The organism is uncultured Victivallis sp. (genome assembly GCA_944389935.1).
Taxonomy (GTDB): domain Bacteria; phylum Verrucomicrobiota; class Lentisphaeria; order Victivallales; family Victivallaceae; genus Victivallis.
Window position 1 is genome coordinate 1 of record CALXOE010000046.1, and the last position, 19,072, is coordinate 19,072.

Below are 19,072 nucleotides of genomic sequence, written 5' to 3' on the forward strand. Positions count from 1 at the left end.
TGCTGAAATATAAGTTGCATCCAGAACCATCATCTTTCAACTTTTTCTTTTCCTATGGGATGGCTGTGATTTTTTTTCATATGAATCTCCTTCTATGGTTGAATGTATTGTGGTACAAGATACTTTGCCTGGACTTCGCTTCCATTGAATAGATCTCCCAGTAATTCGACGGTCAAACCGGCAAGCTCATTGAGATCAACTGCGAAACAGAAAGGGTCATCGGTCGCAAAATCCATCGGGTTCTGCAGATTGCGCAGAATCGCCATTCTGGGGTGATACCCGGAATGCCGGGCCCGGAAGAGCTCTGCGGTAAAGCTGCTTGCCAGAGTATCATCGAAAGCAACCACTCCGTCCGGTCGTTGAGCCTCCGGCAGTGCAATCAGCCGTCGGGCCACTTCCGCCCCTTCCGGGACGAAATTTCCGGAAAATATCAGTTTTTCTGCCTGACCAGCGTCGGGAAAACGGCGGAGCGCGTTTTTAAAATGTGGTGTGAGCTGTTCCCGGAGTGCTTCTGAAATCAGGATCGCTGGACGGCGAATTCCCGCATCAGCCAGTTTGTTGAGACCTGCATTAAGAAATGCGGTCATATCGATTATCACTCGCGCTGTGTTGGTTTCGAGGCTGCCGACGAAGACAACCGGCAACTTTTTCGCGGCAAAATAGTTGAGAGATTCCGGCGACAGATCGCCAAGAGTGATCAGCGCCTCAATTCCCTTTTGTTCCACTGTCCGATGCAGACCGGCAAATGCAGAATGTTCAAGTTGGCCGTTCAAAACCGGTTCCATGCAGAAAAACGAAAGCATCTGCCAACCACGATCTGCCAGGCGGATCTGCAGCAGATTCGACAAACAACTGCGAAAAACGCTGACCGCAAGCGCATTGCTCGCCAGACCGATGATGCGGCCGGCATGGCCGTCTGTTGCCGGATTCAATACGAATGCGCCGATTTTATCGCGCACTTCAATCACTTTGTCGTTGTGCAGTTCATGGAGCGCCGCGGCAATTGTCGCCGTCCCAAATCCAAACCGTTGTCGCAGCTCCTCCTGCGAGGGAAGCTGTGTTCCTGCTTTCAGATTCCCCTCGCGAATATACCGCACCAGGGCCTGCTTCGCCAATAATGTCTTTATTCCGCCCATTTCTGCAATCTCTGGAATCTCTGCAATTGTGCATAAACTAAAAACTGTTTACAGTTTATATTATGATGTAAAATATCGTGAAAGTCAATAGCGGGATAAAATATTTTTACTTTTTTTCCAGGGCTGGTTTCAGAAAAACGGCGATTTTTCAACGCAGCCGATTGTGAAACGGGGGAAACGGGATTATATTTTATCAACATACGTTATTTTACCCGGAGTGATTCATGACGCTCAGAAAACGACTCTACTCGCCGGAGGAGATCTCCGGGGCGGTCGAACGGATGGCGGGCGCCATCCGGGAGGACTGCCGCAACGCCGGCTGCGACGATTACGCGCTGGTCGGCCTCTACCAGCAGGGCGTGCCGCTGGCCGAACGGCTCTGCGACGCACTCGAACGCCTGAACGGGCGACGCCCGCCGATGGCGAAACTCGACATCTCCCTCTATCGCGACGACTTCGGCAAACGCAGCGCTTTGCCCCTGATCCGCGAAACCGTCATCCCGTTCGATGTGAACGATACACGCATCATCCTCGTCGACGACGTGCTTTCGACCGGACGGACAATCCGCGCCGCGCTCGACGCGCTGACCGATTACGGGCGCCCCGGCGTGATCCGCCTCGCGGTGCTCGTCGATCGCGGAAATCCCGAATTCCCGATCCGCGCCGATTTCGTCGGGTTCGGGTGCAATCCGCCCTCCGACCATAAGGTCGCGGTGCAGTTCGATGCGGACGATCCCGGCGAAAACGGCATTTTTGAAGTGGAGTGGAAGAAATATTAACAATGAGTCGCCTTATGGAATGGACCAGAAAAGATCTGCTCAGTCTCTATGATCTGAGCGCCGAGGAGATCACGTTTCTCCTCGATACCGCCGGGGAGTTCAAGAAGGTGTCGGAACGGAAAGTGAAGAAGGTTCCGGCGCTGCGCGGCAAGACCGTGGTGAACTTCTTCGTCGAACCGAGCACCCGTACGCGGGTCTCGTTCGAGCTCGCCGAACAGCGGCTCTCCGCCGACATCGTGAACATGCAGGCGCAGGTCAGCAGTCTCCGCAAGGGCGAGACGCTGCTCGACACCGTGCGCAACATCGAGGCGCTTCAGGTCGACCTCGTGGTCATGCGCCACAGCACGCCCGGAGCGCAGGATTTCATCGCGCGCCATCTCAAGTGCGGCGTCGTGAATGCGGGCGACGGCGCCCACAGCCATCCGACCCAGGCGCTGCTCGACATCTTCACGATCCGCGAAAAGCGCGGCCGCATCGCCGGATTGAACGTCACGATTCTCGGCGACATCCTGCACAGCCGCGTCGCGCGCAGCAACATGTGGGGACTCCTGAAACTCGGTGCGAACGTCACGCTCGCGGGGCCGTCGACGCTCGTCCCCCGCGAATTCGAGTCGGTCGGCGTGAAGGTGTGCCACAATCTCAAGGAGGCGGTCCGCGACGCGGACGTCGTGAATCTGCTGCGGATTCAGCATGAACGGCAGGCGTCGGGATTCTTCCCGAGCACCTCCGAATATGCACGCTTCTTCGGCATCAACCGTGAGACGATGAAGCTTATGAAACCGGATGCGCTCATCATGCATCCCGGCCCGATCAACCGCGATGTGGAGCTCACCAGCGAAGTCGCAGACGGGCCGAATTCGGTGATTCTCGAACAGGTAACGAATGGATTGGCAGTCCGCATGGCGGTGCTCTTCCTGGTAGCGGGGTGTGTGAAGAAATGAGTGACGCAAGTTACATTTTCAAAGGGGCGCGGGTCATCGACCCGGCGCGTGGAGTCGATGCGGTCATGGATATCGGCGTCGCCGGGGGCTGTATCGTCGATCCGGGTGAAATCGCGAATCCGGAGGTCGTTGACCTGAGCGGGAAAATTCTTTCCCCGGGGTTCATCGACCTGCACGTCCATCTGCGGCAGCCCGGCAACAACATGGCCGAGACGATCGCATCCGGAACGGCCGCAGCCGCCGCGGGCGGATTCACGAGCATCGTCGCGATGCCCAACACGAATCCTCCGGCCGACAACGCTGGTGCGATCGAGTTTCTGCGCCAGACCGCCGCCCAGAAAGGGGTCGTCCGCGTTCTGCCGTGCGGCTGCATGACGAAGAATTACGAGGGAAAGGAGATGGCCGGAATCGGCTCGCTCAAGGCCGCCGGTGTGGTCGCGCTGAGCGATGACGGGCGCTGCATTCAGGATCACTCGCTCATGCGGCACGTCGTCGAATACGCGAAGTCGTTCAATCTGCCGATCCTCGACCACTGCGAGGAGCAGACCCTCGCGGCGGGCGGCGTCATGCACGAGGGCAAATGGTCGGTGCTGCTCGGAATGAACGGCATCTCCGGTGCGGCCGAGGAGCTGATGGTCGCGCGGAACATCATTCTCGCGCGCCAGATCGGCTGGAAGATCCACATGCAGCATGTGAGCGTCAAGGAGAGCGTCGAACTTCTGCGCAACGCGCGGGCGAAAGGGATTCCGGTCACCGGCGAAGCGACGCCGCACCACATCACGCTGACCGACGAGTGCATCAAGAGTTACGACACGAACTACAAGATGAATCCGCCGCTGCGTTCGGAAGAGGACCGGCTCGCGCTCATCGAGGGGATCGCCGACGGAACGATCACGGTGATCGCGACCGACCACGCGCCGCACACGCGCACGGCGAAACTTGTGGAATTCGACTATGCGCCGTTCGGGATCATCGGGCTTGAGACCGCGCTGAGCCTCTGCTACACGGAACTCGTGGCGAAAGGCGTCATCAATCTCGCGGCGTTCGTGAAACTCCTGACGACCGGACCGGCGGAGGTGCTCGGCATCGAGAATTACAGCCTCGCGGAGGGGCGTCCCGCCGACATCGTGATCTTCGATCCCGCCCGGAAGTATGTGATCGACGCGGACAAATTCAAATCGAACTCCCGCAACACGCCGTTCAACGGACGCGAGGTCGTCTGCAAGGTCTGCGCGACGCTGGTCGGCGGAAAAGTGGTCTACCGCGAAGCATGAAAACCGTCGAGGAAATCCTGCCGGGAATCATCGAATTCCGCCACGCGCTGCACCGGATTCCGGAGCTCGCCGGAAAGGAGTTCGAGACTTCCGCACTGATTCGGGCGCGGCTTTCCGGGCTCGGCGTGGAGCTGCTTGATCCGTTTCTCGGAACTGACGCGGTCGCGCTTCTGCACGGCGGACGCGGCGCCGGGAAGAACGTCACGCTTCGCGCCGACATCGACGCTCTCGCGCTTTCCGAGGCGACGGGTGTCGCCTATGCGTCGGAACACGCGGGACGGATGCACGCCTGCGGCCATGACGGCCACACCGCGATGGTGATGGGCGCGGCGGAGATTCTCGCGTCGCGCCGCGACGAGTTTGCCGGGAGCGTGCGGTTCGTCTTTCAGCCCGGCGAGGAGAATGCCGCGATGGGGCGCGACCTTGTCGCGGCCGGGGCGCTGGAAAATCCGACGGCCGATTTCGTGACCGCGCTTCACGGCATGCCGGGGCTTCCGGTCGGCATGCTCGCACTGCGGGACGGGGCGATGATGGGCTCCTGTGCACACTTCAAGGTGACGCTCACGGGGCAGGGCGGCCACAGCAGCCGTCCGCACCTCGCGCGGAATCCGGTGACGGCGGCGGCTGCGATCGTCTCGGAACTCGAGGGCATGACCTCCCGGCTGGTGAGTGCCCAGCGCCCGGCGGTGCTGACGATCTGCCGCATTGCGGGCGGGGAGCTCGCGAACGTGATTCCGGATACGGCTGTCATCGAGGGCACCGCCCGTTCTCTCTCCCCCGAGAGCGACGAGATTCTCGAACGCGGCTTCCGCGAAACGGTCGAAGCCGTTGCGAAGCTGCGCGGAGTGAAAGCCGAAATCGAATATCGTCTCGCCTATCCGGTTACGCTGAATGCCCCCGGTCCGGCCGAACTTGCGCGCCGCGTGATCCGCGAGGCGGGAATGGCGTACACGGAACTGCCCGAGTCCTCGCTCGGCGCGGAGGATTTCGCCTGGTATTGCAGGCGTTACCCTTGCGTCTATGCGAAAGTCGGGACCGGGGAGGAGTGTCCGGCGCTGCACAACTCGAAATTCGACTTCCCGGATGCGGCGCTTTCGGCCGGCATCCGTTATCTGGTCAACTTTGCGCTGGCGGCTCTGGCCTGACGGCGGGCCGGCGGTCGAGCACGATCGAGATCAACAGACAGATTCCGAGCAGGTAGGGGTAGCCGAGAAACCGGATGACCTCGAGCGGAGAAACGGTCAACCCCACTGCGGAAGCCGCCCCGATCGCGGTCAGAATCTGTGCCCCGTAGGGGAGCATCCCCTGAATGATGCAGCTCGCGCTGTCGAGGATGCTCGCAGTGCGGGCGGGGGGGATGCCGTAGCGCTGCGAGATGTCGCGCGCGATCGGCCCGGTGATGACGATCGCGACCGTGTTGTTGGCCGTGAAGCAGTTCACGACGCTGACGAGCAGGAACGTCCCGAGTTCGCCGCCGCGCCGCCCGCGGATATGCCGTTCGATGGTCTGGAGGATGTAGGCGATTCCGCCGTTGTAGCGGATGACTTTGAGCAGCCCTCCGGCCAGCAGGGCGACGACCAGCGTTTCGGACATCGAGAGGGTTCCGGCCCCGACCGCCCCGAGAAATCCCCAGAAGTCGGAGTGGCCGGTCGCCATGCCGATGACGCCGGCGAACGCGGTTCCGAAGATCAGCACGGCCATGACGTTCATGCCGCAGAGCGCGAGTACGAGCACGCTGATGTAGGGCAGCATCGCGGCGAACCGTTCCCACGAGGCGTCGCCGGGGAGCGCTTCCGGCCGCACCGCCGGGCTGATGCAGAGGTAGAGCAGAATGGAGAGCACCGCGGCGGGGATGGCGATTTTGAGATTCTCCTGAAATTTCCGGTGCATTTCGACCCCCTGCGTCCGGGTCGCGGCGATGGTCGTGTCGGAGATCATCGACAAATTGTCCCCGAACATCGCGCCGCCGACCACCGCGCCGAGGCAGAAACCCGCAGGGACGTTCAGCGACTGCGAGAGTCCGACCGCGATCGACCCGAGTGCGGCGATGGTCCCGACCGAAGTCCCGATCGCGAGCGAGATGAAACAGGCGACCACGAAGAGTCCGGTCAGCAGCAGATTCGGCGGAATCACCGCGAGCGCGAGTTCCACCGTCGCGTCGACCGCGCCCATCGCTTTTGCGGTCGAAGCGAATGCCCCCGCGAGGATGAAGATGAGGCACATCGTCATGATGTCGACGTCACCCATGCCGTGCGCGAAGAGTTCGATCTTGCTTTTGAGTGTCGCTTTCCGGTTCAGCAGGAGCGCCGTCGCCGAAGCGACGAGGAACGCGACCGGCATCGGCACCTTGTAGAAGTCGTTCGACCAGATCGAGAGCCCGAGGTAGAAAATGAGAAACACCCCGAACGGAATCAGCGCCCGGGCACGCGGGGAACGGGTGTAGGAGAAATCCGTGATGTCCGTCATGTTCACAACCCCAGTTCCAGTTGGCCGTCGGGCAGTTCGCGCGCTGCGGGCGCCGCGGGCGCCCCAGGTGGAGTCACAGGTGCGGCCGCCTGATTGAGCTCATTCAGAAACTCGTCGAGCGGGACGACCCGGATTCCGAGTTTCGCGGCTTTCTTGAGTTTGCTGCTCGTATCGTTCACATCCGCCGCGACGAGTACGGAAAGGTGACTGGTCACGTCGTCGGCGGGGGCGTAGCCGTGCGCTTCGGCGAGTTTTTCGTAGTAGCTGCGCTTTTCGGGCATCTTGCCGGTGAAGCAGACCGTCGGGCGCTCCCCGGAGGAGGCGGAGCCGTGGACGAGTTTCACCGCCGCGAGCAGTTCGTCGAGATAATCGGACTGTTCGGCGAGCTCCCGCACGAGCGCCGCCGCGCGTTCGGGTCCGATTCCGGGGATGGCTCCGAGTTCATCCGCGTTCATTTTGCGCAGTCCCGCGAAATCGGTGTGGGCGAAAATCACTTTGGCGACGTTCACCCCGATGTTCGGGATGTTCAGTGAGGCGAGCAGCTGGTAGTCGTTGACCACACGAGCTTTCTGGATCTCCTCAATGAGATTCGAGGCGGACTTTGCCGCGAATCCGTCGAGTTTGAGAATGTCCATCGGTTTGAGCTCGAAGAGGTCGGCGGGATGTTTCACGCCGGAGTTCTCCATGAGTTTGCGCAGTGTCGGTTCTCCGAGCCGCTCGATGCCGAGGCTGCGGACGGCTGCCGCAAGCCGCTGCAGCGCGGTCTCGAAACACTCCGGATTCGGGCAGCAGAGTTCGGGGCCGCGCCGGACAAGTTTCGTGTGGCAGCAGGGGCAGTGGTCGATGAGAGCGCTTCTGCGTTCTTCGCCGGGTTCGCTTGCGACGATGTACGGAATCACGTCGCCCGCGCGTTCGACCGTGACCGTGTCGCCGATTTCGATGCCGAGTTCGAGGATGTTCTGGACGTTGTGGAGCGTGGCGCGTTTGATCGTCGTCCCGGAGATCTCGACCGGTTCGAGCAATGCCACAGGGGTCAGGCAGTTCTTGCCGAAACTCCACTCCACGCCGAGCAGTTTCGTCGTACGGCGGATGTTCGTGAATTTGAACGCGATCTGGCCGCGCGGATGGTGGGCGGTGTTGCCGAGCGACGCTTCGTAGTCGCGATCGGCGAGTTTCAGCACGACGCCGTCCTGCGGGTAGGGGAGCGCCTCAAGTTTCGCGAGCAGTTCCTGCCACTTCGCCTCGAGTTCGGAGAGCTTGACCCGGCAGGAGATCATGTTGTAATCGACGAGTGTGATCTTCGCGCCCTGCGCGACCATTTCGGCGATCTCCTTGAGCCCCATGATGCCGGCGACGGCGTTGCGGGAGTTCTTGTAGGTGCCGCCGCCCTTTTTGCGGATGTGGCTGTAAAGTGTCCGGAAATCGTCGTCACGGATGACGAGTTCGCCGCGCACGGGGCGGTCGAGCGGCCCTTTGTAGCCGGTCGTTTCGAGCTCGACGAGCGGGAGTTTCGCGGTGATGTTCTCGCCGTATTCACCGTCGCCGCGGGTCGAGAGGACGCGGCCGTCGTATCCGGCGGAGATGCCGTCGTACTTCGGCTCGACCAGCAGCAGTTCGTCGGGGGTGCGCGCATACTTGTTCGCCCACCTCATGACCTCCTCGAGCGAATAGGCTTTGTCGAGCGAGAGCATCGGAACGGTGTGGTGAACCTTGCCGCTGCCCGCGACTGCGGGGGCGTAGACGCGGGTCAGCAGCGGATGGTCCGGATCGAGTTTCGCGAGTGCCCGCATCAGCTCGTCGTAACGGGTGTCCGGGATCTCCGGTTCGCCGAGTTCCCAGTAGCGCCGGTTGTGGTACTCGATGAGTTCGACCAGTTCCGGCAGCGTCAGGCGCTCGGCGATAAAATTCTTTGTATCCATGAAATCGCCTTTTTTTCGTGAAATAATGCTTATCAAATATACTCACGGGATTGCAAATTTTCAAGAGTGTTGTATAGTAATAAGATATCTGTGTCAATTATTACGGTGAAGGTTTGAAAATGGCGAATGGTTATCACGTTGCGGTCGCCGGTGCGACCGGTGCGGTCGGCGTCGAGATGGTCAAGACGCTCGAGAAGCGGAATTTCCCGGTGAAGAGTCTCAAACTTCTGGCGTCGGCCCGTTCCGCCGGAAAGACGATGAAGTTCAAGGGCGAGGATGTGGTCATCGAGGAGATGAAGCACGACTCGTTCAAGGGCGTGGACATCGCGCTCTTCAGCGCGGGTGGCGATATCTCCCGCGAATATCGTCCGTTCGTGGTCGATGCCGGCGCGGTCATGATCGACAACTCGAGTGCGTTCCGCATGGATGACGATGTTCCGCTGGTCGTCCCTGAGGTCAACGCCGAGGACATCAAACTGCACAAGGGCGTGATTGCGAATCCGAACTGCACGACGGCGATCATGCTGGTCGCGGTCGCTCCGCTGCACCGGGCCAAAGGGCTGCGCCGCATTGTAGCGGCGACCTATCAGGCCGCGAGCGGCGCGGGCGCGAAAGGAATGCACGAGCTCATCGAGCAGACCCGCGATGTGCTTGACGGCAAGCCCGCGCAGCCGAAAGCGTTCGCGTACCAGATCGCGTTCAATCTGATTCCGCACATCGACGTGTTCCAGGAGAACGGCTACACGAAAGAGGAACTCAAGATGCTGAACGAGTCGCGCAAGATGCTGCATCTGCCGGAACTGCTGGTCTCCTGCACCTGCGTCCGGATTCCGGTGCTGCGCGCGCACTCCGAGGCGCTGAACCTCGAGTTCGAGAACGAGATCACGCCGGAAGAGGCGCGTGCGATCATCGCGGCCGCGCCGGGTGTGCAGCTCGTGGACGATCCCGCGAACAAGCGTTACCCGATGCCGCTGGACGCGACCGAGAAATACGACGTGCTCTGCGGCCGTATCCGTCAGGACATTTCGCGGCACGACAAGCGGGGACTGGATATCTTCGTTTCGGGCGACCAGGTGCTCAAGGGTGCGGCGCTGAACGCGGTTCAGATCGCCGAACTGCTCTGAAGCGGTTTCGCCGACGGAAAAAGGAACGCGGCCGGGAGAATGTTCTTCCGGCCGCGTTTTTGTGTGAATACAATTCAGAATTCGCCGTAGTAGATCTGGTAGAGCCGCGGGCCGAGAAGCGCGCCCGCGACGACGATCAGCATGAGGACCGAGATGGTGCGGATCACCATCGAGAGCCAGAGCATCCGGTGTTTTTCGTCCGCGAACCAGAGCCGCAGCGCGTCGCCGACGAGAACTGCGATCATGACGAACGGCGTTCCGTAGAAGATCGCCGCCCGCCATCCGGAAAAGTCCGGGTCGATCTCGTGAATCTTCAGCAGTCCGCTCGCGCAGAGTGCGATCCACACTCCCCAGACCGCGATGTGCAGCACATCCGACAGGATCGCAGTCGCCTTGAAGAACTGGATGAAAATGCTCATGGCGTCCCCTCTCTCCGGAACCCGTGCCCGCGTCAGTAGATGAAGAGCATCTCGCGGTATTTCGGCAGCGGCCAGAGTTCGTCGTCGATGAGTTTTTCGAGCCGGTCGACGATGCGGCGCAGTTCGAGCTGCGCCTCGCGGATCTCCTCTGGTTCGCCGGTCGGCAGTGCTTTCTCGAGTTTCGCCTCGCAATGGACGAGGGCGGCCATGAGTTTGCCGATCTGCTCGGCTTCGGCGAACTGTTCAGGGAGTCCCGCCTCGACGCCGGTCTGCTGCAGCACCTGGATGTTCCTGCCGATCCGGCGCAGATACTCGCCCGCGGCGGGATGGATCAGTGTCCGGGCCATCGTGAGCGAGAGTTCTCCCTCGATGCGGGTTCGCGCGCAGTACTCCTCGAAGTAGACCTCGTGGCGCGAGAGCAGCTCTGCGCGCGTGAAGACGCCGTAGCGCTCGAACATCGCGACGTTTTTCTCGTTGACCAGCACGGACAGCGCTTCCGGGACGGTGCGCAGAATCGGCAGTCCGCGTTTTTCCGCCTCGGCGACCCACTCCCGGCTGTAATTGTCTCCGTTGAAGATGATGCGGCGGTGTTTGCGGACGATGCGGCGCAGCAGGCTCTGGAGCGCTGCCTTGAATTCGGCTTTCGGCGCCTTCTCTAGTTCGGTCAGGATGTCGTCGAGCGATTCCGCCACGATCGTGTTGAGGATCACGTTCGGTCCCGCGCACGACTGGCTCGACCCCGGCGCACGGAATTCAAACTTGTTGCCGGTGTAGGCGAACGGGCTCGTGCGGTTGCGATCGGTCGCATCCTGCGGCAGCGGCGGGAGCGTGTCGACGAAGAGCTGCATGGCCGGTTCGCCGCGGCGGACCTTGCCGGGGGTTCCGGACTCGAGCTCCTCGATGAGCCGGGTCAGTTCGTCGCCGAGATAGATCGAGATGATCGACGGCGGTGCCTCGTTCGCGCCAAGCCGGTAGCTGTTGCCGCTCGAGGCCGTGGACATGCGCAATAGTTCGCCGTGGCGGTCGACCGCCTGGATGACCGCACAGATCGCGGTCAGGAAGATCGCGCCGCCCTCGGGGCTCCTGCCGGGCGAGAGAAAGTTCATCTTCGTCGTCCCGAATGACCAGTTGTTGTGCTTGCCGGAGCCGTTCACGCCGTTGAACGGTTTCTCGTGCATGAGGCAGACGAAACCGTGGCGGTCTGCGGTCTGGCGCAGCACATCCATGGTCAGCATGTTGTGATCGTTCGCGAGGTTCAGTTCCTCGAAGACCGAGGCGATCTCGAACTGGGCCGGGGCGACCTCGTTGTGGCGCGTTTTTGCGGGAATCCCGAGCCGCCAGAGCGTCTGGTCGACCTCGGTCATGAACGCGAGAATCCGCGCCTTGATCGTGCCGTAATAGTGGTCGTCAAGCTGCTGGTGTTTCGGCGGCGGCGCGCCGAAGAGTGTGCGTCCGGTCTGGATGAGATCGGGACGCGCGAGATAGAAGTTGCGGTCGATGAGGAAATACTCCTGCTCAACGCCGAGCGTGATCTCGGGAGAACCCGCGTCTTTCACCCCGAAGAGATCGAGCATGCGGCGGATCTGGTCGGAGAGTGCGCGGATCGAGCGCAGGAGCGGAGTTTTCTTGTCGAGCGCCTCGCCGGTGTAACTGCAGAATGCGGTCGGGATGCAGAGCGTCGCACCCGCCGGGGTGCGGCGGAGAAAGGCCGGGCTGGTCGGATCCCACGCTGTGTAGCCGCGCGCCTCGAACGTCGAGCGCAGGCCGCCGGAGGGGAAGCTCGAAGCGTCGGATTCGCCGACGACGAGGTTTTTCGCGGAGAATTTCATGATGACGCCGCCGGAACCGTCCGGCTCGAGGAATGCGTCATGCTTTTCGGCGGTGCCGCCGGTCAGCGGCTGAAACCAGTGGGTGTAATGGCTCGCGCCCTTGCCGAGCGCCCAGGTTTTCATGGCGCCGGCGACGTCCCCGGCGATATCGGGGTCGAGGGGCGCGCGGTTGCGGACGGTGTCGACCAGTTTTTCATACGCCTGCGGAGGCAGGAATTCTTTCATCGAGGCGAGGTTGAAGACATCTTCCCCGAACAGTTCGGCCGCGCTCCGCGGTGCGATCTTGTCGGTAACGCACATGGATGCGGAGGCTGCCACGTTCTGAATCGCCTGCCGTCTGGCTTTATCGCTCATATGAGATAACTCCCGTTTTTGCATGATGTTCAGCAGGAAATATACCACCGTTTCAGGGAAAATCAATCCCAGCAGGCAAGATAGCTCCCGAGAAGCAGCGCGAGGAGTGCAATGTGGATCGCAAGATCCCACCACGGGAGATGCGGCGACGATTTCCGGCGCAGAAGCAGCACGATCCGCCATGCGAATTCCGCGAGGACGAATGCCGCCAGATACGGCGTGACCGGATTGAGGAAATCGGATTCCCCGCGCCAGAGGTGCGCGAGGTCGCGGGTCGTGCCGCAGAACGGACACGGACGGCCGGTCATGCTCCGGTAACTGCAGCGCCAGAGGCCGGGAAGTAGAAACCGCATCACCCGCGCGATGACGGGCAATGCGGCGATGTAACAGAGCAGTCCGAAAACCGTCCAGTTCAGAATCCGGTATTTCTTCATGCCGCAGAGAATGCGAGGTTATTCCGTCGTGATTTCGACCTGCTCCATTTCAAAGGCTTCGGCGAATTCCGGATCGCTGGCCGCGGCAGCGAAGAAGAGCGTCCAGAGGAGAACGAAAAGGATGGCCAGAGCGTTCAGGATGGTCCCGGCGATTCCGAGTCCTTTCGGCTGTCCTTTCTTGCCTTTGACCACAATATCGGCGATTCCGAGACCGAGGCCGACCAGGCACGGAATGAATGCGACTATCCCGCACATCGGGATCACGGCGACGATGATACCAACAATTCCCAGAATCAATGCTGCAACACCCATTCGACGACCTCTCTCTTTTTCAGGTTATCTTTTTTTGCACCGGTCACTTCCGGCGTCCTGACGAAAATATATCCTCTGTTTTCATCGCATGCAAGCGGCGGTCAGACATTTTATGGAAAAATCGGGCTCAGGATCACTTCCCCTCTGCCGCCGTTGTTTCCGGTCTCTCTTCTTCATCGCCCCACGGGATGAAGAAGATGTGGCCGGATTTCCTGCCGTTGTCGTTCTCATAGCTGAAGACGCGGTAGAGGAAGCTCCAGCGGTAACGGCCCGGCGCCTCTTTCACATTGACGAAGAGCGGGTAGAGCGTTTCGCTCGAATCTCCGTCATGCTTTTCGCGGTAGAGGTAGCCGAGGATGCGGAAATCGCTTTTGTCCCGGTATTTGCGCATGAATACGGTCCCGAGCCCGAACAGCCCCCAGTAATCGTCGCCAAACCGCTCGTACCACGAGGTGAGGCCGCCGAGCGTGCGGTGTTCAAAGTAATCGACTTCGCTGCAGCAGCGTTCGAGGATCGTGCGGGTTAAAGTTTCGAGTTCCTCCGGATTTTCAGGAACCGGCAGCGCGGGATCGAGCCGGGCGAGCTGTTCGGCGACTTTTTGTTTTCTTTCGGCGATATTTGTTTCCGCTTGTTTCCACTCCTCCGGGTGAGTATCCTTTTCGATCCAGCTCCGGCGTTGGAATGCCCGGTCGAGGTGCCACAGCGCATTTGCCAGTTTCTCAAGTTCCAGCCGGGAATCGGCCGACTTCCAGACGCGCGCAGTGCCGGATTCGTGGAATGCAAGGATCGTACCGAACCAGCTTTTGGTGGATTCCAGTATTCTCGAGGGGCTCTCTTCGTCGAGTGAGAAGCTGCGGCCGAATGGCGTGTAGGGCCTGTTCGGGAAAGATTCCGACAAATCCCCGGCAAAGGAGTGAGTATTGATTTGAAGAACCGGAGAGAACCATTGGAAGACGTTGTTGTTGTAACTCACCAGCGGCCAGATCCGCCAGCTCCGGTATGAGCCGTCACGCCGGATATCCCAGCCGACGACCGGCCAGAGCACGTGCCCCTCGCTTTCATCGTCCGACTGTTCGATCCGAAACAGCGGATAGCCGATGGTGAAATCGAATCCGGTTTTTCGTTTTTCCCAGCCGTAAAGCGGGAAAGCGCCGTGGTTTCCGTTCTGCCACCACACCGGCCCGATGTGGCAGAAGTTGTTTCCGTAGCGTCCTGCCAGCGGGAATACTCCTATTTCGTCCCCGTTCCCGCTCCACCATGCCGGCCCGATGATGTGGAGATCGTCCATCCTCCATACGATCGGGAAAACACCCCAGTACGGCCGGTCGGAAGAGCGCCACCATACCGGCCCGATGACCCGATAATCGTCCATGACCCATACGACCGGAAATACGCCCCAGTCATCGCGTATTTTCCAGGCCGGACAGAAAGACCAGCTCCGGAAAGAGTCTTCCCAGTAGGCGATAGGAAAGATCACCGTTTTGTCGGTGATGGTTCTCCATACCGGTCCGAACTGGCGGATTTCATCGCTCCAGATGAAAAGAGGAATCGCGGCGAAAAAATCATCCCCCCAGACACAGTTCAGCGCCCAGCCGCCGTCGGGATCCCACCCCGAGAGCGGCCAGAGGAGCGATGCCTCGTTCCCCTCCTGGCAGTAGAACGGGCGGACCGCGAAGCCGCGGCTGTCCAGGTCGAACAGCGGCCAGAGCACCGAAGTGAAGTCGTCGTTGTGATAGTAGAGCGGCCAGACGTTGACGGTCTGATTGTCGAACCGCACCCGGATCTCTCCGCTCCCCGCGGGGGAGTTCCGCCATGCCCGCTCACTGCTGATGCAACCGGATAACAATACCAGCGCTCCCGCCGCCATCACCGCGAACGCCGCCGCCGTCAAACCTCTTGAGTTTCGCATGACCCCGCCTCCTGTTCCGGATTTACTATAGCACGCCCCCGCGGTGGTTACAAGGGCGTATTCACCGGATCAGAGAAACTGGAGCAGAACTTTCATCAAACCGAGTTCGTAGACCGCGTCGAGGATCGTGTAGCGCGTGCGAATCAGCTGCGCTGCCACGACGCCGTGGAGGAACTGCCCCGCCGGGAGGCCGATCTGCGCCGGGAGAACCGGACAGTGCGCCGCCTCGAGTTTCTTCCGGAGTTCCGCGAGCGGAAAGAGCTGCCGCTGTGTTGCTTCGCGCAGGAACTCCCACGAGTCGTAAAGCTGTTCGCGCCGTTCGCGCAGCGCGTCGCCCTCAAGAAACTTGCTCATGGCGATCTCTTTCGCTTCCGTCCCGTAGCAGCCGCGCATCAGCAGCGCATCGACCTCGGCTTCGCGTGCCGTGCGGCAGAGTCCCGGTTCGGCGAAACGGCGCGCCTCGTCGACGCTCAGCGAGAAGAGCTTTTCAAAGAGCGCCGTCGTAACGACCGTCCCGAGCGAAACCTTGAAGCCGTGCGACACCGATTCCCCGTTGAAGCAGAGATCCTCCATCTCCCAGACGTGGCTCATCAGGTGTTCCGCACCGGAAGCCGGGCGCGAATCGCGGCAGAGCTGCATCGCGTACCCGGTCGCCGCAAGTCCCATGAAGACGCGCGTGACGTCGGTCGGATCCGAGAGGTTGTCGCGCAGCGGCACCTGAACGAGCTCCCACACGTCCTGCCGGATCGGGTGCAGACCGAGCCGGTCCGCGAGGATCCAGTCCGCCCCCGCCGGAATCTTCGCCATCAAATCGGCGTATCCGGCCGCGAACATCTCACCCGGCGCATTCGCGAGCGTCTCCGTGTCCGCGACGATCGCGAGCGGCGCGGGGCACGGCAGCGTCTTCTTGAGCCCGTCCACATTCAGCGCCGCGCCGTAGGAGGTGTAGCCGTCAACCGAGGGCGCCGTCGGCACGCAGCAGTAGCGGACTCCCTTGACGCCCGACGCCCGTTTCACAAGATCGTTGACCGTCCCGCCGCCGACTGCGACCGGAACACACCCTTCCGGAAACGCCGCGAGCAGTTCGTCGACGTGCCCGGTCGTCGCATGCAGCGTCGGAGTTCCCGGGAAGAGGTACGGTTCACAGCAGGTGATCCCCGCGGCTCTCAGAATCGCGTCGAGTTTCTCCCCGGCGGCGCGCCAGGTGTTCTCATCTGCAACGAGCCACACGTTCGGTGCGGCTCCCCAGTGTTTGCGCAGAATTTCGGGCGTATGGCGCATTGCCCCGGCTTCCAGTACAAAACTCTCCGTCTCAAGTCCCGGCGGAATCGGAATCAGATTCATTTTTCACAACCTCCATGCGGATCGCTTGTTTCGTTTCTGATATTATATCACGAAACTTTAAAGAAAACAAGCGCGTTCATGTTTTTTTTGCCGCCGAAATCTTCCGGAAGATTTGTCCTGCGGAAAGTTGCGAAAGAAAGGAGACCGTGTTATATTACTGATTTAAGATTTGTTTTGTTCACCATCTATTTCTCGACAGGAGTTGGATATCATGGCCAGAGGCACCGTTGTACAGAAGATCATTGAAGCGCATTTTGTGGAGGGGAGCCGCGAACCCGGCAAGCCCGTCGCGATCCGGATCGACCAGACGCTGACGCAGGACGCGACCGGCACGATGGCCTACCTCGAACTTGAGGCGATGGGAGTTCCGAAAGTCAAGACCGAACTCTCGGTCTCCTACGTCGACCACAATATGATGCAGAACGGACCGGAGAACCGCAACGACCACCTCTATTTGCAGAGCGTGGCGGCGGCGAAAGGCGTCCGCTTCTCGCCTCCGGGCAACGGCATCTGCCACCAGGTGCATCTGGAGCGGTTCGGGATGCCGGGGCGGACGCTGATCGGCTCGGATTCGCATACGCCGACGGGCGGCGGCATCGGCATGCTCGCGATCGGCGCGGGCGGGCTCGATGTGGCGCTCGCGATGGCGGGCAAGCCGTTCCGGATTCCGTACCCGAAAGTGATCGGCGTGAAGCTGACCGGGAAGCTCGCGCCGTGGTGCGCCGCAAAAGACGTGATTCTGAAACTGCTCTCGATCCTGACCACGAAAGGGAACGTCGGCTCGATCGTCGAATACTTCGGCCCCGGCGTCGCGACTCTCACGGTCCCGCAGCGCGCGACGATCACGAACATGGGCGCGGAACTCGGCGTGACCACGAGCGTTTTCCCGTCGGATGAATCGACCCGCATTTTCCTGAAAGCGCAGAAGCGTGAACAGGATTTCGTCCCGCTCGCGGCCGACGCGGACGCCGAATACGATCAGGTCATCGAGATCGCGCTCGACGAGATCGAGCCGCTCGCGGCCTGCCCGTCGAGTCCCGACAACATCAAGACCATCCGCGAACTCGCCGGGAAAAAGGTCGGCCAGGTGCTGATCGGCTCCTGCACGAACTCGAGCTACCGCGACCTTGCGATGGTCGCGATGACGCTCAAGGGACGCAAGGTGAGCGAGTCGGTTACGCTGTCGATCGCTCCGGGCAGCCGGCAGGTGCTGGAAATGCTCGCGCGCAACGGCATGCTTGCGGACATCATCGCCGCCGGGGCGCGCATTCTTGAGACCGGCTGCGGCCCGTGCATCGGGCAGGGGCAGAGTCCGGCGGATGACACCATAACGGTCCGCACTTTCAACCGCAACTTCGCCGGACGCACCGGCACGAAGGGCGACCAGGCCTATCTGGTCAGCCCCGAGACCGCCGTCGCGATCGCGCTTTCCGGTGAATTCACCGATCCGCGTACGACCGGAATCGAATATCCGCATGTGGTCGAACCGGAAGTGTTCGAGATCAACGACAACATGATTCAGCTCCCCGGCGGTTCCGGCGAGATCGTGCGCAAGCGCACCATCGGCGCGCCGCCGGTCAACCAGCCGCTGCCGGACGAACTCGACGGCGTTGTGGTCATCAAGGTCGGCGACAAGATCACGACCGATCACATCATGCCCGCCGGAATCCACCTCAAGCACCGCAGCAACATCCCGGTCTATGCGAAAGTTGTGTTCGAGTGTTTCAACGAGCCCGGCAAACCGACGTTCGCCGAGCGTGCCGCCGCCGTACGTGACGCCGGCAAGGCGGGTGTCATCGTCGGGCGCGACAGCTACGGACAGGGATCGAGCCGCGAACACGCGGCGATCTGCCCGATGTTCCTCGGTGTGAAAGTTGTGGCGGCGCTCGCGATCGAACGCATTCACAGCGCGAACCTCGTGAACTTCGGCATCGTGCCGCTCTTCTTTGCAAATCCGGCCGACTACGACGCGATCGAGGAGAGCGATTCGCTCGTCTTCCACAAACTGCGCGAACAGCTCAAGCCGGGCGAAACAGTCCGCGGCGAACTTACGAAAGCGGACGGAACGAAGAAAGAGATCCTCTTCCGCCACCGGCTGTCGGCTGAGGATATCCGGATCATCCTCGCGGGCGGCATGCTGAATCTCTGAGAAAAGAGGACGCGCATGTTGGACGAGCTGCCGCGCGGCTGGCGCGACTTCATGGGAACGGAGCTCGACTCCGCCGGGCTGGACACGCTCCTCGACCGGGTTGCGAACGAGCGCGCGGCGGGCGTGCAGGTCTTTCCGCCGGAGGGGGCGCTCTTCACGGCGCTGGAACTCACGCCGCCGGAAGAGGTGCGGGTCGTGCTGCTCGGGCAGGATCCGTATCACGACGACGGCCAGGCGGAGGGGCTGGCGTTTTCCGTCGCGCCCGGGGTGAAGTTTCCGCCGAGTCTGCGGAACATCTTCCGCGAATATGCCTCGGACCTCGGGCGCGCAATTCCGGAATCGGGTTCGCTGCGCAACTGGGCGGCGCACGGCGTGCTGCTGCTGAACAGTGTTCTCTCCGTGCGGGCGCACGCGGCCGGGAGTCACCGGAAATTCGGGTGGGAACGTTTCACCGACGCGGTCATCCGGTCTCTGAACCGGAAAGAGGAACGGATCGTGTTTCTGCTGTGGGGGAATTTCGCCATTGCGAAACGCCCGCTCATCGACGAGTCGAGACATGTGGTTTTTGAGAACGTCCACCCGTCGCCGCTCTCGGCGCACCGCGGTTTTTTCGGCAGCCGTCCGTTTTCGCGGGCGGAACAGGCGCTCGGCGACTGGACGTGGCCGGAACTGTGAGGTGGAAT

At 61.2% G+C, this 19,072-nt stretch carries 16 protein-coding genes; 7 read left to right on the forward strand and 9 right to left on the reverse strand.

Annotated features, from left to right (window positions below; translation table 11 throughout):
* Positions 1 to 92: 92 nt before the first annotated feature.
* Positions 93 to 1,136, reverse strand: coding sequence for a GntR family transcriptional regulator (locus tag Q0J85_RS12455; protein ID WP_294482118.1), 1,044 nt, complete (start codon positions 1,134 to 1,136; stop codon positions 93 to 95).
* 224 nt (positions 1,137 to 1,360) lie between these two features.
* Between Q0J85_RS12455 and pyrR the strand changes: the two genes are divergently transcribed.
* From pyrR to Q0J85_RS12475, 4 genes are read left to right on the forward strand one after another with little or no spacing between them, the layout of a single operon-like run.
* On the forward strand, positions 1,361 to 1,915 hold the full coding sequence (gene pyrR, locus Q0J85_RS12460) for a bifunctional pyr operon transcriptional regulator/uracil phosphoribosyltransferase PyrR (protein WP_294482121.1): 555 nt from the start codon (positions 1,361 to 1,363) through the stop codon (positions 1,913 to 1,915).
* A 14-nt stretch (positions 1,916 to 1,929) separates the two neighbouring features.
* The gene (locus Q0J85_RS12465; RefSeq protein ID WP_294482125.1) at positions 1,930 to 2,856 is read left to right on the forward strand and encodes an aspartate carbamoyltransferase catalytic subunit; all 927 of its coding nucleotides are present in this window, start codon (positions 1,930 to 1,932) and stop codon (positions 2,854 to 2,856) included.
* A complete protein-coding gene (locus Q0J85_RS12470) occupies positions 2,853 to 4,130 on the forward strand; it encodes a dihydroorotase (RefSeq protein ID WP_294482129.1) in 1,278 nt (425 codons plus the stop codon). The genes Q0J85_RS12465 and Q0J85_RS12470 overlap by 4 nt, the downstream gene beginning before the upstream one ends.
* The gene (locus Q0J85_RS12475) at positions 4,127 to 5,275 is read left to right on the forward strand and encodes a M20 family metallopeptidase (RefSeq protein WP_294482133.1); all 1,149 of its coding nucleotides are present in this window, start codon (positions 4,127 to 4,129) and stop codon (positions 5,273 to 5,275) included. Before Q0J85_RS12470 ends, Q0J85_RS12475 begins: the two co-directional genes overlap by 4 nt.
* Here the strand turns inward: Q0J85_RS12475 and Q0J85_RS12480 are convergent.
* On the reverse strand, positions 5,247 to 6,596 hold the full coding sequence (locus Q0J85_RS12480; protein ID WP_294482135.1) for a Na+/H+ antiporter NhaC family protein: 1,350 nt from the start codon (positions 6,594 to 6,596) through the stop codon (positions 5,247 to 5,249). The two genes, Q0J85_RS12475 and Q0J85_RS12480, sit on opposite strands and share 29 nt — an antisense overlap.
* A 2-nt stretch (positions 6,597 to 6,598) precedes the next feature.
* A complete protein-coding gene (locus tag Q0J85_RS12485; RefSeq protein ID WP_294482139.1) occupies positions 6,599 to 8,515 on the reverse strand; it encodes a helix-hairpin-helix domain-containing protein in 1,917 nt (638 codons plus the stop codon).
* A 119-nt stretch (positions 8,516 to 8,634) separates the two neighbouring features.
* Here Q0J85_RS12485 and Q0J85_RS12490 point away from each other — a divergent pair, with 119 nt between their 5' ends.
* Positions 8,635 to 9,639, forward strand: coding sequence for an aspartate-semialdehyde dehydrogenase (locus Q0J85_RS12490; RefSeq protein ID WP_294482143.1), 1,005 nt, complete (start codon positions 8,635 to 8,637; stop codon positions 9,637 to 9,639).
* Between the two features lie 74 nt (positions 9,640 to 9,713).
* Here Q0J85_RS12490 and Q0J85_RS12495 read toward each other — a convergent pair whose 3' ends face one another.
* From Q0J85_RS12495 to Q0J85_RS12520, 6 genes are all read right to left on the reverse strand, one after another.
* Positions 9,714 to 10,058 carry a hypothetical protein gene (locus Q0J85_RS12495; protein ID WP_294482147.1) on the reverse strand — a complete coding sequence of 115 codons (345 nt, stop codon included), beginning with the start codon at positions 10,056 to 10,058 and terminating at the stop codon, positions 9,714 to 9,716.
* A gap of 32 nt (positions 10,059 to 10,090) precedes the next feature.
* Complete coding sequence (locus tag Q0J85_RS12500; protein ID WP_294482149.1) at positions 10,091 to 12,241, reverse strand: glutamine synthetase III; 2,151 nt, start codon at positions 12,239 to 12,241, stop codon at positions 10,091 to 10,093.
* Between the two features lie 62 nt (positions 12,242 to 12,303).
* Complete coding sequence (locus tag Q0J85_RS12505) at positions 12,304 to 12,675, reverse strand: DUF2752 domain-containing protein (RefSeq protein WP_294482151.1); 372 nt, start codon at positions 12,673 to 12,675, stop codon at positions 12,304 to 12,306.
* An 18-nt stretch (positions 12,676 to 12,693) separates the two neighbouring features.
* A complete protein-coding gene (locus Q0J85_RS12510; protein ID WP_294482156.1) occupies positions 12,694 to 12,987 on the reverse strand; it encodes a hypothetical protein in 294 nt (97 codons plus the stop codon).
* 133 nt (positions 12,988 to 13,120) lie between these two features.
* On the reverse strand, positions 13,121 to 14,896 hold the full coding sequence (locus Q0J85_RS12515; protein ID WP_294482159.1) for a hypothetical protein: 1,776 nt from the start codon (positions 14,894 to 14,896) through the stop codon (positions 13,121 to 13,123).
* 69 nt (positions 14,897 to 14,965) lie between these two features.
* Entirely contained in the window at positions 14,966 to 16,240 is a 1,275-nt protein-coding gene (locus tag Q0J85_RS12520; RefSeq protein WP_294482164.1) for a sn-glycerol-1-phosphate dehydrogenase, read from the reverse strand.
* A gap of 211 nt (positions 16,241 to 16,451) precedes the next feature.
* Between Q0J85_RS12520 and Q0J85_RS12525 the strand changes: the two genes are divergently transcribed.
* Complete coding sequence (locus Q0J85_RS12525; protein WP_294482167.1) at positions 16,452 to 18,389, forward strand: aconitate hydratase; 1,938 nt, start codon at positions 16,452 to 16,454, stop codon at positions 18,387 to 18,389.
* A gap of 15 nt (positions 18,390 to 18,404) precedes the next feature.
* Positions 18,405 to 19,064, forward strand: coding sequence for a uracil-DNA glycosylase (gene ung, locus Q0J85_RS12530; RefSeq protein WP_294482172.1), 660 nt, complete (start codon positions 18,405 to 18,407; stop codon positions 19,062 to 19,064).
* Positions 19,065 to 19,072 lie beyond the last annotated feature (8 nt).

Excerpts from the sequence above, each read along its gene's own strand:
- Q0J85_RS12455 (WP_294482118.1), bottom strand. The coding sequence starts at position 1,136 with ATGGGCGGAATAAAGACATTATTGGCGAAGCAGGCCCTGGTGCGGTAT.
- pyrR (WP_294482121.1), top strand. The coding sequence starts at position 1,361 with ATGACGCTCAGAAAACGACTCTACTCGCCGGAGGAGATCTCCGGGGCG.
- Q0J85_RS12465 (WP_294482125.1), top strand. The coding sequence starts at position 1,930 with ATGGAATGGACCAGAAAAGATCTGCTCAGTCTCTATGATCTGAGCGCC.
- Q0J85_RS12470 (WP_294482129.1), top strand. The coding sequence starts at position 2,853 with ATGAGTGACGCAAGTTACATTTTCAAAGGGGCGCGGGTCATCGACCCG.
- Q0J85_RS12475 (WP_294482133.1), top strand. The coding sequence starts at position 4,127 with ATGAAAACCGTCGAGGAAATCCTGCCGGGAATCATCGAATTCCGCCAC.
- Q0J85_RS12480 (WP_294482135.1), bottom strand. The coding sequence starts at position 6,596 with ATGACGGACATCACGGATTTCTCCTACACCCGTTCCCCGCGTGCCCGG.
- Q0J85_RS12485 (WP_294482139.1), bottom strand. The coding sequence starts at position 8,515 with ATGGATACAAAGAATTTTATCGCCGAGCGCCTGACGCTGCCGGAACTG.
- Q0J85_RS12490 (WP_294482143.1), top strand. The coding sequence starts at position 8,635 with ATGGCGAATGGTTATCACGTTGCGGTCGCCGGTGCGACCGGTGCGGTC.
- Q0J85_RS12495 (WP_294482147.1), bottom strand. The coding sequence starts at position 10,058 with ATGAGCATTTTCATCCAGTTCTTCAAGGCGACTGCGATCCTGTCGGAT.
- Q0J85_RS12500 (WP_294482149.1), bottom strand. The coding sequence starts at position 12,241 with ATGAGCGATAAAGCCAGACGGCAGGCGATTCAGAACGTGGCAGCCTCC.
- Q0J85_RS12505 (WP_294482151.1), bottom strand. The coding sequence starts at position 12,675 with ATGAAGAAATACCGGATTCTGAACTGGACGGTTTTCGGACTGCTCTGT.
- Q0J85_RS12510 (WP_294482156.1), bottom strand. The coding sequence starts at position 12,987 with ATGGGTGTTGCAGCATTGATTCTGGGAATTGTTGGTATCATCGTCGCC.
- Q0J85_RS12515 (WP_294482159.1), bottom strand. The coding sequence starts at position 14,896 with ATGCGAAACTCAAGAGGTTTGACGGCGGCGGCGTTCGCGGTGATGGCG.
- Q0J85_RS12520 (WP_294482164.1), bottom strand. The coding sequence starts at position 16,240 with ATGAATCTGATTCCGATTCCGCCGGGACTTGAGACGGAGAGTTTTGTA.
- Q0J85_RS12525 (WP_294482167.1), top strand. The coding sequence starts at position 16,452 with ATGGCCAGAGGCACCGTTGTACAGAAGATCATTGAAGCGCATTTTGTG.
- ung (WP_294482172.1), top strand. The coding sequence starts at position 18,405 with ATGTTGGACGAGCTGCCGCGCGGCTGGCGCGACTTCATGGGAACGGAG.